The 16,776-nt window shown below is 34.0% G+C and carries 18 protein-coding genes; 2 read left to right on the forward strand and 16 right to left on the reverse strand.

Annotated features, from left to right (window positions below):
• Positions 1 to 5: 5 nt before the first annotated feature.
• Positions 6 to 902: an ABC transporter ATP-binding protein gene (locus EZ428_RS09385; protein WP_131552887.1), complete on the reverse strand. Its 897-nt coding sequence runs from the start codon at positions 900 to 902 to the stop codon at positions 6 to 8.
• A 196-nt stretch (positions 903 to 1,098) separates the two neighbouring features.
• On the opposite strand from EZ428_RS09385, the gene EZ428_RS09390 reads away from it, so the two are divergent.
• Both EZ428_RS09390 and EZ428_RS09395 read left to right on the forward strand, forming a co-directional pair.
• Positions 1,099 to 2,598, forward strand: a complete 1,500-nt coding sequence (locus EZ428_RS09390; protein ID WP_131552888.1) for a sensor histidine kinase — start codon at positions 1,099 to 1,101, stop codon at positions 2,596 to 2,598.
• A complete protein-coding gene (locus tag EZ428_RS09395) occupies positions 2,595 to 3,317 on the forward strand; it encodes a LytR/AlgR family response regulator transcription factor (RefSeq protein ID WP_131552889.1) in 723 nt (240 codons plus the stop codon). Before EZ428_RS09390 ends, EZ428_RS09395 begins: the two co-directional genes overlap by 4 nt.
• Here the strand turns inward: EZ428_RS09395 and EZ428_RS09400 are convergent.
• From EZ428_RS09400 to EZ428_RS09470, 15 genes are all read right to left on the reverse strand, one after another.
• A complete protein-coding gene (locus EZ428_RS09400; RefSeq protein WP_131552890.1) occupies positions 3,314 to 3,904 on the reverse strand; it encodes a 2OG-Fe(II) oxygenase in 591 nt (196 codons plus the stop codon). The two genes, EZ428_RS09395 and EZ428_RS09400, sit on opposite strands and share 4 nt — an antisense overlap.
• A gap of 65 nt (positions 3,905 to 3,969) precedes the next feature.
• Positions 3,970 to 4,965 carry a phosphotransferase enzyme family protein gene (locus EZ428_RS09405; protein WP_131552891.1) on the reverse strand — a complete coding sequence of 332 codons (996 nt, stop codon included), beginning with the start codon at positions 4,963 to 4,965 and terminating at the stop codon, positions 3,970 to 3,972.
• 113 nt (positions 4,966 to 5,078) lie between these two features.
• Positions 5,079 to 6,485, reverse strand: coding sequence for an efflux transporter outer membrane subunit (locus EZ428_RS09410; RefSeq protein WP_131552892.1), 1,407 nt, complete (start codon positions 6,483 to 6,485; stop codon positions 5,079 to 5,081).
• A gap of 10 nt (positions 6,486 to 6,495) precedes the next feature.
• Positions 6,496 to 9,672 (reverse strand): efflux RND transporter permease subunit, encoded by a 3,177-nt coding sequence (locus tag EZ428_RS09415; protein ID WP_131552893.1) that lies wholly within the window; start codon positions 9,670 to 9,672, stop codon positions 6,496 to 6,498.
• Between the two features lie 39 nt (positions 9,673 to 9,711).
• The gene (locus EZ428_RS09420) at positions 9,712 to 10,884 is read right to left on the reverse strand and encodes an efflux RND transporter periplasmic adaptor subunit (protein WP_131552894.1); all 1,173 of its coding nucleotides are present in this window, start codon (positions 10,882 to 10,884) and stop codon (positions 9,712 to 9,714) included.
• 36 nt (positions 10,885 to 10,920) lie between these two features.
• A complete protein-coding gene (locus EZ428_RS09425) occupies positions 10,921 to 11,505 on the reverse strand; it encodes a TetR/AcrR family transcriptional regulator (RefSeq protein ID WP_131552895.1) in 585 nt (194 codons plus the stop codon).
• A 179-nt stretch (positions 11,506 to 11,684) separates the two neighbouring features.
• The gene (locus EZ428_RS09430; protein WP_165501744.1) at positions 11,685 to 12,263 is read right to left on the reverse strand and encodes a peroxiredoxin family protein; all 579 of its coding nucleotides are present in this window, start codon (positions 12,261 to 12,263) and stop codon (positions 11,685 to 11,687) included.
• A 2-nt stretch (positions 12,264 to 12,265) separates the two neighbouring features.
• On the reverse strand, positions 12,266 to 12,523 hold the full coding sequence (locus EZ428_RS09435) for a hypothetical protein (protein WP_131552897.1): 258 nt from the start codon (positions 12,521 to 12,523) through the stop codon (positions 12,266 to 12,268).
• A gap of 11 nt (positions 12,524 to 12,534) precedes the next feature.
• Positions 12,535 to 13,077 carry a sigma-70 family RNA polymerase sigma factor gene (locus EZ428_RS09440; RefSeq protein ID WP_131552898.1) on the reverse strand — a complete coding sequence of 181 codons (543 nt, stop codon included), beginning with the start codon at positions 13,075 to 13,077 and terminating at the stop codon, positions 12,535 to 12,537.
• Positions 13,078 to 13,268: 191 nt separating this feature from the next.
• Positions 13,269 to 14,282: a WD40/YVTN/BNR-like repeat-containing protein gene (locus EZ428_RS09445; RefSeq protein ID WP_131552899.1), complete on the reverse strand. Its 1,014-nt coding sequence runs from the start codon at positions 14,280 to 14,282 to the stop codon at positions 13,269 to 13,271.
• A gap of 29 nt (positions 14,283 to 14,311) precedes the next feature.
• Positions 14,312 to 14,746: a DUF2147 domain-containing protein gene (locus EZ428_RS09450; RefSeq protein ID WP_131552900.1), complete on the reverse strand. Its 435-nt coding sequence runs from the start codon at positions 14,744 to 14,746 to the stop codon at positions 14,312 to 14,314.
• A 54-nt stretch (positions 14,747 to 14,800) separates the two neighbouring features.
• A complete protein-coding gene (locus tag EZ428_RS09455) occupies positions 14,801 to 15,070 on the reverse strand; it encodes a hypothetical protein (protein WP_225871030.1) in 270 nt (89 codons plus the stop codon).
• A gap of 89 nt (positions 15,071 to 15,159) precedes the next feature.
• On the reverse strand, positions 15,160 to 15,618 hold the full coding sequence (locus EZ428_RS09460) for a VOC family protein (RefSeq protein WP_131552901.1): 459 nt from the start codon (positions 15,616 to 15,618) through the stop codon (positions 15,160 to 15,162).
• Between the two features lie 96 nt (positions 15,619 to 15,714).
• Positions 15,715 to 16,248, reverse strand: coding sequence for an SRPBCC family protein (locus EZ428_RS09465; protein WP_131552902.1), 534 nt, complete (start codon positions 16,246 to 16,248; stop codon positions 15,715 to 15,717).
• Positions 16,249 to 16,259: 11 nt separating this feature from the next.
• Positions 16,260 to 16,772, reverse strand: a complete 513-nt coding sequence (locus tag EZ428_RS09470; RefSeq protein ID WP_131552903.1) for a DinB family protein — start codon at positions 16,770 to 16,772, stop codon at positions 16,260 to 16,262.
• Between the last annotated feature and the right edge of the window lie 4 nt (positions 16,773 to 16,776).

Raw genomic sequence — 16,776 nt, forward strand, 5'->3', positions numbered from 1 at the left:
GCCCATCATAAAATTACCTCCTTAGCTTTTTGAACACCAAACAAAGCAGAAAAATAAATTTCTTCTAAACCTGGATAAAACGGTTCAAAACCTTTTGCTGGTAGCTCATTACTTAAAACATAAACGTGAATTTTACCAGCAACAATTCGTGTAGAAATAACAGCAAAGTTGGTTAAATAATATTGCAAATCAGTTTTATCAATTACCTTAAGCCAAACTTGTCCGTTTAATTTTGAAGTTAAGTCTGCTGGTTTGCCTTTTAAAATCAAATTACCATTAGCCAAAACTGCCATTTCTGGACAAAGGTCATATACATCTTCTACAATGTGGGTTGAGAGCATAACAACCCTTTCTTCGCCAATTTCAATTAATAAATTATGAAAACGGTTACGTTCTAAAGGGTCTAAGCCTGCAGTTGGTTCATCAACAATAATTAACTGAGGATTACCCAACAATGCTTGTGCAATACCAAAACGTTGACGCATACCACCAGAGAAAGAACTTACGGCCCTATTTCTAACTTCATAAAGATTAGTTTGTTGGAGTAATGCGATTACTTGCTCTTTACGCTCATTTTTATTTTGCAAACCTTTTAAAACAGCTATGTGATTTAATAAATGGATTGCTGAAATTTTAGGATACACCCCAAAATCTTGTGGCAAATAACCAAGGTTTTTTCGCATTTCTTGAGGGTTTTTAAGCACATCATTTCCATCAAAAAACACCTCGCCACTATCTGGCAATTGTAAAGTAGCTAGTGTCCTCATCAGCGATGATTTCCCTGCCCCATTTGGCCCAAGTAGTCCAAACATCCCATTTGATATGGATAAGGAAACATTATCTAATGCTTTTACACCATTGCCATAAACTTTTTTAAGGTTTTGTATTTTAAGTCTTTCCATAAAATTTCAATAATACAGTTGCAAATTAGATAGACAATTGAAACTGAATAAACTTATGTGACGAAAGCAAGGAAAACAGTGACGAAAGTCTAAAATTGGATGATTTTGAAGATTTTTTCCCTTCATCATTAAAAAATAGCCTTTTGTCATTTAGATTTGAGCAGCTCGACTATTTAGCGTTTTTTTATATATAATTATGATAACCAGTTCTAGCAAATACAGTACTCTATTCAAGTATCAAGATTTTTTGATTTTTATTGGCTTGTTACTTTGGGTTTCCATCTTGAATGTGGCAGGAATAAAGGCTGATATTTGGTCGAGCTTCTTCTCTTCGGTTTTATACTTGGGCATTTGCCTATTACCTGTTCTTATTTTTAGCTTTTACAAGGAACAGCTCAAAACATCCTTAACTCAAAAACAATATTGGTTTTATTGGATAAGTTGTTTCGTTATTTTATTGCCGCTATTTACCATTGGCACTGTTTATTTAGACTTAGGAAATTTAGAAAACACAGATTTTATTTATCTCGCCAGTGCTGCTTTTGGGTTAGAATTATTGTTAAATCTTAACAGTTATTACCATAAAAAAATACAACACATCAAGTGGATAAAAAAAATCGGGCTAGAGAACGCTGTTTTCATTACCATTGTTTTGATTGCTGTTACCATCTCTGCGATGGCTACTTCTAGCTTAAACAACCCCATTTATCATACAAAAGAGCGTTTATTGGTTGGCTTTGAATTTGATTTCATTAAAATTCTACAAAACTTCGGAAGCTTTTTAAGCTTTTTCGTCCAATTTTTATTGATGTATTTATGCGGTTATTTACTTTTCATCATTAACAGTAGAGTTTTGGTTTCCAAAGTTTTAAAACACAAAGGACTGATCATTTACATTCTAAGCTTATTAACCACAATAGCAATTCTTTATCCAATCTTAGCTCAACTCCTCATTTCCCTTCCATTAAATACCATTTTTGGTAGAGACATTTTCCTTACCAATCCATTTGACCTAGAGAATGCTTTTGGTGCTATTGGCATTATGGTTATCAGTTTGCCTTTCGTGCTAGCTTTGCAATGGGGCAAGCAAAATCATCAGATTTTATCATTAGAAAAAGAGAAATCAGAAACTGAATTAAGTTTATTGCGACAACAACTTAATCCACATTTCTTTTTCAATACCTTAAATAATCTTTATGCGTTGAGTCTGCAAAAGTCAGATAAAACTTCTGAAAGTATTCTGCAGTTAGCAGAGCTGATGCGCTACACCATTTATAAAGGGCAAGAGCAAAGCGTAACTATTGCACAGGAATTAAAGTACATTGAAGATTATATAGATTTACAACAGATTAGGTTAAAAAAGGAATTAAATTTTAATTTTAATAAGGAAATAGCTAATGAAAGCTTAAACATTGCTCCTTTATTGTTAATTGTTTTAATAGAAAACGCCTTTAAACACGGAATAGAACCTGCTGAAAATGCTGCTTTTTTAAACGTGTCGATTAAGTCTGATAAGAAAGAACTTACTTTTATTTGCGAGAATTCTTTTGAACTGGAGAATACCCTTAACAAACCTGGCATTGGACTAGAGAATTTGAAAAAACGATTGGCTTTGTTATATCCAAATCAATACGAACTGGAAATTAGCAATGAAAACTCTATTTTTAAAGTAACGCTTAATTTAAAACTGAAATGAGTTTACGTTGCTTAATCATAGATGACGAACCTTTAGCACATGATATCATTTTATCATACATTAAGGATATTCCTTTTCTAGAAACCAAAGGACAATGTTACAGAGCAACGGATGCGCTGGAGTTTTTAAACAAGAATGAAATTGACCTCATTTTTTTGGACATCAGAATGCCAAAATTAAGTGGTTTAGATTTTATCAGAACTTTAAAACATAAGCCATTTATCATTATTACTTCGGCTTACGAAGAGTATGCCTTAGAAAGCTTCGACTTAGAGGTTTGCGATTATTTACACAAGCCATTTCGCTTCGACCGTATCTTAAAAGCTGCAAATAGGGCTTTAGAGATTTATAATCTAAAAGCAACTGCCGGAAAGCGTATCGAAAATAAAAACCCTAGTTCAAATCAACAGATTTCTATAAAAAGCGATAAAAAGAGTATTTTAATTGATGTGGATGATATCCAATATTTAGAAAGTTTAGGCAATTATGTAAAAGTCTATCGAGATTTAAAATTCCTTCTTACTGCAAGGACTTTAAGCAGTTTTGAAGAACAATTACCAGCTGAAAATTTTATCCGTATCCATAAATCTTACTTGCTCAATAAGAAGTTTGTGCATTACGCAGAAGGCAATTGTATTTATTTAAAAAATGGCACTGAATTACCAATTGGCAAAAACTTTAGGCAAATAGTTAAAGATTGGATTGGGAATATTGATTAAACCTTCAACCAACCTGTAATACTCATTCTTGGCTCGTTAGTTACCAAAACCTCGTGAGCCAGTTCGCTACTTTTAAAAAAGACAGACTTACCATTTAATGGCGATATATTTTGTTCGCTATCTTGATGATGAATTCGCAATTCGCCCCCATCATTCTGCTTCCAATCTGCATTTAAATACATCACCATAGAATAAGCCCTACTCCCATTTTGTTGAAACTGATCGATGTGTTTTTTATAGAAGCTTCCTTTTTCGTAAAGCGTATAATGAAATTCATAACCTGTGATTCCAGTATAACAAGTCGAATTAAGATGTAATACAAAAGCATCTATCAAATCGAAAAAATCGTTTTCGTATTGATTGTTGTGGCTTCTATCCAACCAATAAATCACATCGCTTCTCACTAATTTATCGTGATTAACAACTTTTTCATTTCCTGTTCCAGCAGAAAGCATCAATTGATTTGTATATAACTTAGCTAAATTCTCTTTTAAATGTTGGGCTAAACTTGTGCTTAAAAAGCCATCGGCTATGCCTACTTTATCTGCAATAAAACTATCAATTAGGGTATCAAAGATTTTTTCCAATAAAATGGATTTAATCGGCAAATCACCGATTGGTAAGGTAGTCTTTAATAAATGGTTAAAACTATTTATTTAATATACCACTCTTTCCATTTTTTAATAAGAGCAGTGCGATGTTTCAAATAATTTGAATTAAAAAAGATGCAAGACCAATCATCGAAATTTTCATATTGAAAGCCTAGATAGAATATCCAAAATGCAAAGCCGAAATAAGGAATTGCTGCAAGTTCATCATCACTTAAATTTCTAACCTTTCTATAATTTTCTACAAAAACAGCGAAGCATTTATCGGCTTCTTCTTGTGTTATTTTTCCGCCATAAACCTCTAAAAAGTAATGGATATAAAATGAAGCGATATCATTAATCAAATGTCCTTGTCCAGCAAAATCAAAGTCGAAAAAAGTTAGTTTCCCATCTTCTGCAAAGTGAAAGTTTTTAGGCAAAAAATCATACTGACAATAGCCATAACTAAAATTATGCAAGTCGAACGTTTCTATTTTTTTTGCTATTTTAATTACACTTTCTTTTAAAAAAGAATATTCTTCCGGCAATTCTTTGAATGCAGGTTTAAAAACTTCGAGAGGTTTTAAAAGCATAGTTTCAATTGAATACTCCTTCCTAGTATTCCTCAGCGTAATAGCAGATGTGATGTTATGCAATTTTGCCATTTCCCTGCCAAGCGTTGCTAATTGTTCATTGCTCATATCAGGCACAACTTTCCCTAAAGCATAAGTAAACAACACACCATACCGAGTTCCTTCTACCGCATTAAAAGATTGTATTTCTTCCCCATTTACGTCTTTTATAGGATGAGCAACTGAACCTCCTTGTTTATGTATCAAATTTAATAACTCAACTTCAGCCTTAATTTCTGCTAGCTTACGATGCTTATCTCTATAAATTTTGAAAATGTATTTACTTGAAGCACCCTCTAAAATATAAGTATCACTTACATTGTGAATGAGCAAACGGCAACTTGGGTTTTTTAGATCATATTGACTAGCTAAAAAAACACCTATCGCTTTTGAAGATAATGTGGAATATTGGGCAGGGAAAATATCCATTTGGCAAATATAACAACATAACAATTATCAGAATCCTATTTCTTAAATTCAACTAAACAAAAAAGGCTCGTATTGCTACGAACCTCTCAAATTAATCAAAACTTAAACGCTCTTTATCTCCAACCACCACCTAAAGCACGGTATAAATTAACCACTGCTTGTAGTTTTTGTAATTTATCGTTTACGCCATTTAATTGAGCAGTTAATAAGCTCTGCTCAGATGTTAAAACATCGGTATAGTTAGTTGTCGAAGTATATCTTAATAATTCTTGGGTAAAGTCTACCGCTTTTGTTAATGAAGCAATTTGTTTAGCCCTTGTTTCTTCTTTTTGAGCTGCCGTTTGGTAAGCAAATAAAGCATTAGAAACTTCCTGTCCACTGGTTAAAAGTGTTTGTTGAAAGGCATAAAATGCAATTTGTTGTTGGGCTTTGGCAGTTGTTAAACGAGCTCTATTTTGTCCTCTAGCAAAGATCGGTTGTGTTATTCCGCCAACCAAATTATAGAACACAGCATTGCTGAAGAAATCCTTTAATTGCAAAGTAGATAATCCGCCAGATGCGGTTAAAGTTAAAGCAGGATAAAAGTAAGTTTTAGCCACATTTGTATTCTCGAACGCGGCTCTAAAAGAAAACTCTGCCGCTTGTACATCTGGCCTGTTTTGTAAGAGTTGTGCAGAAACACCTGTTTTTAAATCGTTATATGGTGTTTGGCTGTCTAAAGAAGTACGAGTAATACTTCCAGGAGAACCAGCAATTAAAATACTTAAAGCATTTTCTGTTTCTCTAATGCTTCTTTTTAAATCTGGCAAGGTAACTTCAGCGGCATATAAATTAGCTTCACTTTGTACTACCGCAGCACCGTTTACCACAGCGCCTTCTTTTAAAGCCTTAATCGTTTCTACGCCTTTTGTTCTGCTTTTTATGGTTTGCTCTGTTATGGCCAATTGTTTATCCAATGCTAATAAATTATAATAAGCATTGGCAATATTAGCAATCAACTGTGTTTGAACGGCTCTTTTGGCGGCGTCAGTTTGTAATAAACTAGCATAGGCAGAACGTTTAGCACTGCTTAATTTACCCCAAATGTCGGCTTCCCAACTTGTACTTAATTGAGCTCTGTAAGTCTGAGTTTCTAGATTAATGTTTACACCAGCTGGAAAGTTTAATGCAGCTTTAGATTGTTTGGCATCGGTTACCGAAACATCGCCCTGCAAACTTGGCAACATCGCCATGCGATTTTGATATAAAGTTGCCTCAGCTATTTTGATGCGTTCTATGGCTTGCTTTAAATCTAAGTTTTCTTTAATGCCTTGTTCAATTAACGTTTGTAAAGCGGCATCGCCGAAAATATCTCGCCAAGGTAAGGTTGCAATTGTTGCACTATCTGTTGTCTTACTGTTTCGGTATAAATTGTCACTTCTTACCTCAGGGCGATTGTATTTTGTAGTCACACAAGCACTTAAAGTAAGTATAGCAAAGCCGATGAAGAATATAGAATATCTATTATTATTGAGTTTCATATATTAAAGATTAATGTTCGCGACTATCTACTGCCGGAAATTCAAGTTCTGATTGTTCGTTATGCACATCTTCATCAAATGGAGATTTACTGCTTACCTTTTCTTGTAGCGTTTGGAAAATGATAAACAAAGCCGGAATTACAAATATCCCGAAGATGGTTCCAATTAACATTCCGCCAACTGCACCTGTACCAATAGAAGTATTACCAGCGGCACCAACTCCAGATGAAAGCATTAATGGCAATAAACCTAAAATAAATGCAAATGAGGTCATCAAAATTGGACGTAAACGAGCAGTTGCACCTTCAATTGCTGCATTAACAATACTCATTCCTTTTCTCCTTCTATCAACTGCATATTCTACAATTAAGATGGCATTTTTAGCTAATAAACCAACCAGCATAATTAAAGTAATCTGTGTATAGATGTTATTATCAACACCAAAAATCTTATCGAAAATAAATACACCTGCTAATCCAATAGGTAGAGAAATTAAAACTGCCAATGGTAAAATATAACTTTCATACTGTGCAGCTAAAAGGAAGTACACAAATACAACGCAAAGCAAGAAGATAAATATAGTCTGATTACCACCTGCCATTTCCTCACGGGATAAGCCCGAAAATTCGTATCCATAGCCTGCAGGTAAGTGAATAGCTGCTTCTTCTTGCACAGCTTTAAGTGCATCACCTGAACTAAAACCAGCTTTTGGCGCACCAGTTACCGCAATTGATGTATACAAGTTAAAACGAGAAATGGCTTGCGGTCCGTAAACTTTAGTAAGTGTGATAAACTCAGTTATTGGAGCCATGGCACCAGTTGAATTTCTCACATAAATACTGTTTAAGGTTTGTTGGTTAGCACGGTAAGCCGCATCTGCTTGGTACATTACCCTATACTGTTTACCAAATTTATTAAAGTTTGAAGCATAAACTCCGCCATAATAGCCTTGTAAAACGCCTAAAACATCTGTTACTGCTAAACCAGCTTGTTTAATTTTGGCCACATTAACATCAACTTGATATTGAGGGAAATTTGGGTTAAATGAGGTATAAGCATTCAATATTTCGGGCCTTTTACTTAATGCCGCTAAAAATGCGTTACCAATTTCATTAAATTTCCTAATGTCGCCACCTGTTTTATCTTGTAACTGAAATTCGAAACCACCACTTGTACCAAAACCTTGAATGGTTGGAGGGGCAAAGAAAATAATTTTAGCGCCTTTAATTTTTGCTGTTTTAGCAAATAATTCGCCGATGATTGCTTTAACATCACGCTTTCTTTCATCCCACGGCACCAAACGAGATATTACCATTCCGTATGAACTTCCAGTACCACTAATCATACTTCTACCCACAATCCTCAAAGAGTTTTTAATCTCAGGAATGGTATGTACTATATCATCAATTTGCTTAATTACAACTTCTGTTTGTTCGTTTGAAGTTCCGGCTGGTAATGAAATATCAGACATGATGGTTCCCAAATCTTCATTTGGCACAAAACCCTTCGGCGTAGTATTCATTGTCCATACCAAAACAACCACGAAACCTAAAATACCTGCAATGGCCACCCATTTTTTGCGAGACAGAAAGCTAACAGATTTTTTATAACGGTTGGTCATTAAATCAAACGAAGTATTAAAACCTACATAAAAACGCTGTAAAAAGTTTTTCGGTTTTTCGTGATCATCTGCATGAGGCTTTAAGAAAATGGCACACAAAGCAGGACTTAATGTTAAAGCGTTAACAGCTGATAAAATAATCGCTATAGCTAAGGTTAAGCCGAATTGTTTGTAAAATACCCCCGATGAACCTTGAATAAAACTTACCGGGATAAATACCGCAGCCATTACCAAAGTAATAGATATAATTGCACCGCTAATATCATCCATTGCATCTACAGTAGCTTTTTTAGCAGATTTATAACCGTGGTCTAGTTTGGCGTGTACCGCCTCAACTACCACAATTGCATCATCTACCACAATACCAATGGCTAATACCAATGCAAAAAGCGTTAACAAATTAATGGTAAAACCGAATAAACTCAGGAAGAAAAACGTACCAATAATTGCCACTGGAACAGAAATAGCCGGAATTAATGTAGAACGGAAATCTTGCAGGAAGATAAACACCACTAAAAACACTAAAATAAATGCTTCAATCAGAGTGTGTATTACTTTTTCAATAGAGGCATCCAAGAAATCGTTAACGTTAATCAAGGTAGTATAATGAACACCTTTTGGAAACGATTTTTGAGCTTCGTCTAAAGCTTTTAGAGAATTTTCAATTACCTCTTTTGCATTTGAGCCTGCGGTTTGATTAATTGCAATACCTAATGCAGGCTTACCATTAAATCTTACTGAACTGGTATAACTTTGTGCCCCTAGTTCTATTCTAGCAATGTCTTTTAGCCTTAATACTTGTCCGTTAGCACCAGTTCTAATGATAATGTTGCTAAATTGTGTTTCATCTTTTAAGCGGCCAGAATATTTTAAAGTGTATTGAAAAGATTGATCGCCTTGCTCTCCAAATTGACCTGGAGCTGCTTCTATATTCTGTTCTGCCAAGGCTACACTAATATCATTTGGTACTAAACCATAAGTTGCCATTACATCTGGTTTTAGCCAAATACGCATGGTATAGTCCATTAAACCAAATGCACTTGCATCACCTACTCCATTTATACGTTTAATCTGAGGAATGATGTTAATATTGGCATAATTCTGCAAAAATTTCTGATCATAAGAAGGATCATCACTATAAATAGCAAATATTAGTACGTTACTAGCTTGTCTTTTAGCGGTAACTACACCAGAACGTGTAACCTCAGCAGGTAATAAACTGCTTGCTCTAGCCACACGATTTTGTACGTTTACTGCCGCTAGGTCTGGGTTTGTACCCAATTTAAAGTTTACAGTAATTGTTGCCGTACCATCATTACTGGCAGAAGAAGTCATATAGGTCATGTTCTCTACCCCATTTATTTGCTCTTCTAATGGAATAACCACACTACTCATGACCACATCGGCATTTGCACCCTGGTATGATGCTGATACCTGAACTGTTGGCGGTGCAATTTCTGGATATTGTGAAACTGGTAAGGTAACTAAACCTAATATGCCTAGAATTACAATGATAATGGAGATTACCGTTGATAATACTGGTCTTTCTATAAATTTCTTAAACATAAAATTTAATTACGATTGTTGAATGACGATTTACGATTGCTATTTTTTGATTTCAGCAAACACCGAATCCCTGTTTAATGCTACAGGTTTAATTTTTGTTCCGTCTTTTAAAGATTGGAAACCTTCAAAAACAATTTTATCGCCAGTTTTTAAACCGCTAGTAACTACATAAAAATTACCTTTAGTTATTTCCTTAATTTTGATTTCTGTATTTACAACTTTAGCAGAATCGCCTAAAACGTAAACAAATTTCTTTCCTTGTAAGTCTACTGTAGATTTTTGTGGGATTAAAATCACATCATCAAAATGCTGAGGAATACGAACCGAAGCACTCGAACCACTTTTTAATAATGATGTTGGATTAGGGAAAGTTGCCCTTAAACTAGCTGAACCTGTAGCTGTATTAATTTGTCCGTTTATCGATTCTATTTTACCGTTTTGGGCATAAATAGTTCCATCTGCCAATACTAAACTTACCGCAGGAATATTTTTCATTTGCTCGGCTAAGGTTTTTCCTTTATAAGTGGTTGAAAAATCTAACAGTTGTTTTTCATTTAAAGAGAAGTAAGCATAAACTTTAGCAATGTTAGATACAGTTGTTAAAGGTTGAGCACTACTACCACTTACTAAACTTCCGGTTTTAAAAGGAATACTACCTACAATACCATCAACCGGACTTGTAATAGAAGTATAACCTAAGTTTACACGAGCATTAGAAAGTTCTGCTTTTGCTTGTGCTAAAGCTGCTCTTCTGCTTTGTAAAGTCAACAAAGCTGCATCCAATTCATATTTACTAATGATGTCTTTTTCTACTAAAGGTTTTGTTTTATTTACTTGAAGTTGCGCTGCACTTACATTTGCTTCGGCACTGCTAATTGCTGCTGCAGCAGTTCTAACTTGCTGCTCGTATTGTGGGGCATTTATTTTAAAAAGTAGTTGACCTTTTTTCACAACAGCACCTTCATCAACATAAATTCTTTCTATAAAACCATCAACCTTCGGTCTAATATCAACATCCTGAATCCCTTCAATTGTAGCTGGGTAATCTGAGTTTAAAGTAGTTGATTGTGTGCTGATATCAAAAACCGAATACGGTTGTGGCATTGCCGCCGCCGCAGCGGCTTGTTTTGCCTTTTCTTCCTTGTCGCCATTACAAGAAGCCAAAACAGCACCTATTATTAACAGGAATGATAATTTAATTGTTGCTTTCATATTTATGTTGGGGTTGCTTTTGTGTTTCATTTTTATTTATTGGTATATCATTTCGAAGATTAACTTCTTTCTATCTTTCATCAATTTCAAATATTCTGCATCATTAACATTATATAATGATTTATTAAGGCAAGTTGTAATTAATGGGTAAGCCATCAAGGCGAATAAGTTGATGCAGAATTGCTTTGGATCCATCTTTCTAATTTTCCCCTTATCCATTTCAGCACTAATTTCTTTTAGAAATCTTTTTACAATGGTTTTCTTCTCTTCTGGAATAACTCTTGATGTCCTGTTAAATTCAGTCACCACGTACATTTCCCGATAAGGAAATTTCATAGCCTGATCCATAAAAACCGTGATTAATTTTTCTAATTTTTCTTTAAATTCTAATTCAGCTTCGAAAACCGGGTCTAACACTGCCGACATTTCTTGCCGGGCTTCTGTAGCAACTTGCTCAAAAAGAATATCTCTAGACCTGAAATAATAATTTAATAATGTCCTGTTTACACCTGCCGCATCGGCGATGTCTTGTGTTGTAGCGTGTAATTTCCCCTCCGAAAAAAAGATACGTTTTGCTGTATCTTTTATCAGTTGCTCCGTGCCCTTATCTTTTACTGCCATTTACAATTATGTTTAACATTTTTGTTAAACAACAAATTTAACTATATGTTTAACCATACAAAGTTTCTATCAAAAATGTAGCTGATTTATGACAAAGGATTGATAAACTATAAATTCTATAAAACAAAAAACTGCAACGATTAAACATCGTTGCAGTTTTTTGTTAAATGTCATTAAATTTACAGATTTGCATCTAAAACACTTACCGAAGGGCGTTTTTTGTAATCTTTATCAAAAAATACAAACTTAATTTTTCCGGCTTTGTCTATGATATAAGTTGCCGGTACAGGCAATACGTAATCAGTTTGTCCGTTTGCCATCGCAACATCTAGTCCTCCTTTCTTGTAACGTTCTGCCAAACCTGGCTCCATTACATAACTAACTTTATATGCTTTCATTATATTATAGTTTCTATCACTAATAATACTAAATGAAGCTTTTGTTTTTGCAATTGTCTTATCAATACCAGCAGCGGTTTCTGGCGAAATACCAATTACATAAGCACCTTTAGCTGTTAATACTTGCAGGCTATCTTGCAGGTTTTTGATGTGTTTATTACAAAACGGGCACCATTGACCTCGATAAAAGAATAGCACTACAGATTTATGCCCTTTCAAAACACTCTTCAAGTCAATAAGCTTTCCATTGTTATCTTTTAGACTAAACAAAGGGGCTTTGTCTCCAATTTTTAAAGGTTCTTGTGCAAATAATTTAGTTGTTGTAAATAAAACAAGTGCAATTAATAAGATTTTTTTCATTTTCATTTATTTAATTTTTCTTTGATTAATGATTGTAAATTGTTTTTAAAATCATCAGTCAGTTTTTCTCTCTTCGGCTGATTAAAAAGATTACCGACCATAGTTTCAATATATTTACTTTGGCGCTGATAAGTTTTACACCAAGAACAACTGAACAGATGCAGCTTTAGCTTTATTTTTTCATCTGGATGTAATTGCGTGTGCATCCCTTTCTCTATTAAAAAGGTGGCTTTTTTACAATCCCTATTATTATTTTCCATCCATCCCATATTTACAACCAATGTTTTTGTAAACAAGCTCTCAAGCTCAGCTTACTTCGATGTACAATTACCCAATAATTTGCAGCAGTTATGCTTAACGATGAACAAATCAATTCGGTAGAACTATCATCAACATACTTTAAACTAAAAACGGTTAACCAAAGTGCTGGTAATTTTTTCATACATTCCTCTAGTACCTTGCCTAGTTCCTTATTCTCTAAAGGATTACTTTCGTTTATACCAATTTCTAAGGGTTGACTCTTCCAATGTCCATCATGTTCAAAAAAAACATCATCAGTTAATTGCTCAATCGGAAGCTTCTTTTTCTTATAACTATCTATGATCTTATTTTTTAAAATGGCAGTTAACCAAGTGAGCTCAGTACTTTCTCCTTTAAAACTTTGCATTCCTTGTAATGCTGCCAAAAATGTCTCTTGCACTAAATCTTTTGCTAATTCCTCAGAAAAAACCTTTTTTAGAGCAAAACGATACAGTTTATCTGCATAAAGCGCTACCCATAAATTTGGATCTGTTTTAAGATTTTTATCAGCCATTAAATAAATATAACTTTTGCAAGTTCTTTGTAATGGTAGTCTGAAGAATAACCAATTCCTTACAAATGATGAAGAAAAAATTATTAATGGTTTATATAAGTAAATCAAATACCTATAAATCGATAAATAAATGTATCACAAAATTTTAAGTAAAGAGATTACTTCTTGTCTGCAATGACGAAGAAGAAAATCTACCAAATCAATTGATAGATATTTCCTTTATTTCCAGTCAATAAAACCAAACTGCCTTTTTTGGCTTTTTGTAAAGCATTAAAGTTTTGAGTGGAGATGTTAATCCAAGTATTGCCACCATCTAAAGAATAATCTGTACCAGAAGAACCTGTTGCAAAGCAAATTTTATTATTAAAGTACTCAACTGCTGAGCGATAGCCAAGAACTGGCCTTAATGGTTTTTCCCAAGTTTTACCACCATTTTTTGTTACAACAACATTATTAGTGTTTTCTTTATCCTTTAAATAGTTTCCACCAACGGCGATACCATTTCTTGCGTCATAAAAAGCAATTGAAAATGGACCTGTACTACTTTCACCTTGTATAATTGGGCAATCGTACACCTTCCATTTATAACCATAATTGTTAGAGAAGTAGATTTTTGATTTAGAGCCGCCACTTGCAACCCATACCCTACCGCCTTGTCCGGTTCTAATAGTTGTGCCGCTAGCTGCAAAACCAGCCTCGCCAACACTTAATTCTTGCTTAAGATTTGCAGAAATATCTTGCCAAGTTAAACCACCATCGGTAGTTTTTAGCAATTGCATTTTATTTTTAATTGGGTCACCAAATATAATGCCTTGTTGCGCATCCCAAAAATCCATTCCATCTAAAAATATAGCCGAATCAGTGTTTTTATAAGCTTCTCTCCAAGTCTTGCCACCATCAATTGTTGATAGAATATAGGCTGGGGAACCTGCATTTACCACGATTGCCTTTAGGTTATCAAAAGCCTGAATATCTCTAAAATCTAATTTTTCATATCCTTTAGGCTGCATCCATTCCCATGTTTTCCCACCGTTTAATGTTTTACCAACATAACCACCACTTCCACTTATCCAAGCAATAGAATCAGATAAAACAGATAAACCTCGCATACTGGTATTTGTGCCCGAAGCCAGTTTTTTTAAACTGTAATTTTGGGCAAAGGCAATGCTTGGAAGTAATAACAATAAATAGATAATTCTTTTCATAGGGTGCCAGATGATATTTTATATTGAGATTATTTAACTTTTTTCCAAACTTCTGTTCTTCCAATAAGAGATATGCCAATGTAACCTCTCATTTTCAATTTATTTACACCTTCCAAACTCATATTGCCACTATAAGATTTGCCAGTTTTAGGGTCATAAACTTTTCCTTCAGTCCATTCATTATCTTCATAAACAAAGTCTTTTACAATTTCTAGCCCCAAAATTGGTTTTGTTCTCAAGCTAGTATTCGGATTCTTGACATCCGTTCTAGGTTTACCATTTTCGTCATTTGGGTCTTTTATCCAAACTAATTTGCCAAAGTATTTTTCGCCTTTTTTAAAGATTTCAATTTGCCCTTCGCCTGATGAATTAAGCCATTTACCTAAAATATCATCTTTTTTTTGGGCAAAAACAGACAATGTTGAGGCGAACAATATAAATAGGACTGCTAATTTTTTAAACATCTGGATAGGTTTAATCTGTTTATAAAGTTAGCGAATAGGAATTGAAAATAAAATCTAGCTAGGTAGGCTGGAGAAAATACTGACACTTGGCTGAAAATCATCTTCCAAAATTTCGGCATAAAATCCATTTTGCTCTAAAATTGAAATGATAGCTTCTGGTATTATTGAACTATTAAGAGATTGAACACGAAGAATTAAGTCACAATCTTCCAAATCAAAATTGGCTTTATAGTCAGTAAATTTTAGATGAATCTGCTCAATTAGTCTTTGAGCATCATCACATCTTGAAACATCTGTTTTAAAAACTTCAACCATATTACTCATTGTTTATTTTTTATCAACTGCCTAAATAACCTTGATTGTTTAGACAGCTGACAGACTTAATCGTTACAGATTACGCTGTAATTAACATATCATGCTTTATCGTTTTTACCGTCATTTGCAGGATTAAAACTAATCATCCATTGCACTGCATATTTATCGGTTAGCATGCCATAATAATCGCCCCAAAACATATCTTGTAAAGGCATTTGTGCTTTACCGCCTTCAGCTAATCCTGCAAAAATTCGGTCCGCATCTGCCCTACTATCAACACTTATGCAAAGCGATAGATTTGTACCAGATTTAACTTGCTCCATATTAGAAGGCACGTCTGTTCCCATTAACATAGTTGAGCCAATGTTTAGGGAAATGTGCATGATCTTGTTGCCTTCGGCGTCAGGCACTTCGTCAACACAGCCTTCTGTATTATCCTCTTTTGGAATATCTTTGTAACGTTGCAAAAAAGCAAACTCACCACCAAAAATTGATTTATAAAAGTTAAAAACTTCTTCGGTATTACCATTAAAGTTTACATACGGATTTACCACCATGACATTAATTTTTATTGATTTACTAATTATTATTTTTCTTGTTTTATTTTATTTGTCACCCGATAGCTATCGGGTCTGAGCGTAGTCGAAGACTTATTAATTACGTTCTAAAATTTGTTTAACATTCTCTAAACTTTTAGCTAAATCTTTACCTAAAAGTCCATCAATAATTATGTTCATCAAATTCATTGGAAATTTATTTTTCCCTATCATTTGCCATTTCAAATTGGTTTGGTTTGCACCAACAGCTTTTGTGAATAGATAAGTTTGTGAAGTGCTTTCAAATGGTTTTTCAAACCTTAATTCGATGTTTAAACTGTTTCCATCTTCAATTTTTTTAAACTCTTGCTCACCTTTTCCTGCTTGTTTGTTTCCTTCCCAAGCACAGGTAAAACCTTCAGTTCCATCCGTTCCTGTGTAAACCAGTTTAACATTCGGGTCTTTCATTACCCAAACATTATACATCTCTTGGTTTCTCATTATCTTAATATAATCGAACACCTCCTCCTTTGGTTTATTGATTGTAATATCTCTTTCAATTGAATATTCTTTTTTAATAATCAATGCTAAGAATAAAAAGAAGCCAATTAATACGGCCAAGAATAAGAGGATAGAAAATAAAATGGTCATGGTATTTTAGGTTAAGCCGATTTTTGAAAACGATGAATTTCTTTGAGTTGATGAATATGTCTTTCTGTATGATAAGTAACAAAATAGATTGCCTCCAATCTTGTTAAATGCCCCATACCCGGCAATTCAAATGACAGACAAGTTTTCCCTAGGTCTAAATCATTAATTGCCTTTGCAATTCCTTCTTGGATAATCGCAATTTTGGCAAGATGTCTTTCCTTATCATATTCCTTTAGGTCAGGAAGAATAAAATCTGGCGACTTCATTTTAGTTCCATAATCTAAAAAAATAGCTTTGATTTGAGATTTTTTCTCATCAATTGCCGTTTCTGCATCTTTTACTTCAGCATTTAAAACCTTAACAAATCCTTCACTCGCTAAAATAATGTGTTGTGTTACTTGTGCAGGTGTCCAACTTCCATCAAAAGGAATTTGATTATAACTCATGTAATCGAACCCTTCAACCGTTGTTATTAAATCAGAAAAAACCTTGTTAAAATCTGAAATTATAATATCTTTTTCCATCTTT

The organism is Pedobacter frigiditerrae, assembly GCF_004331645.1.
GTDB lineage: Bacteria > Bacteroidota > Bacteroidia > Sphingobacteriales > Sphingobacteriaceae > Pedobacter > Pedobacter frigiditerrae.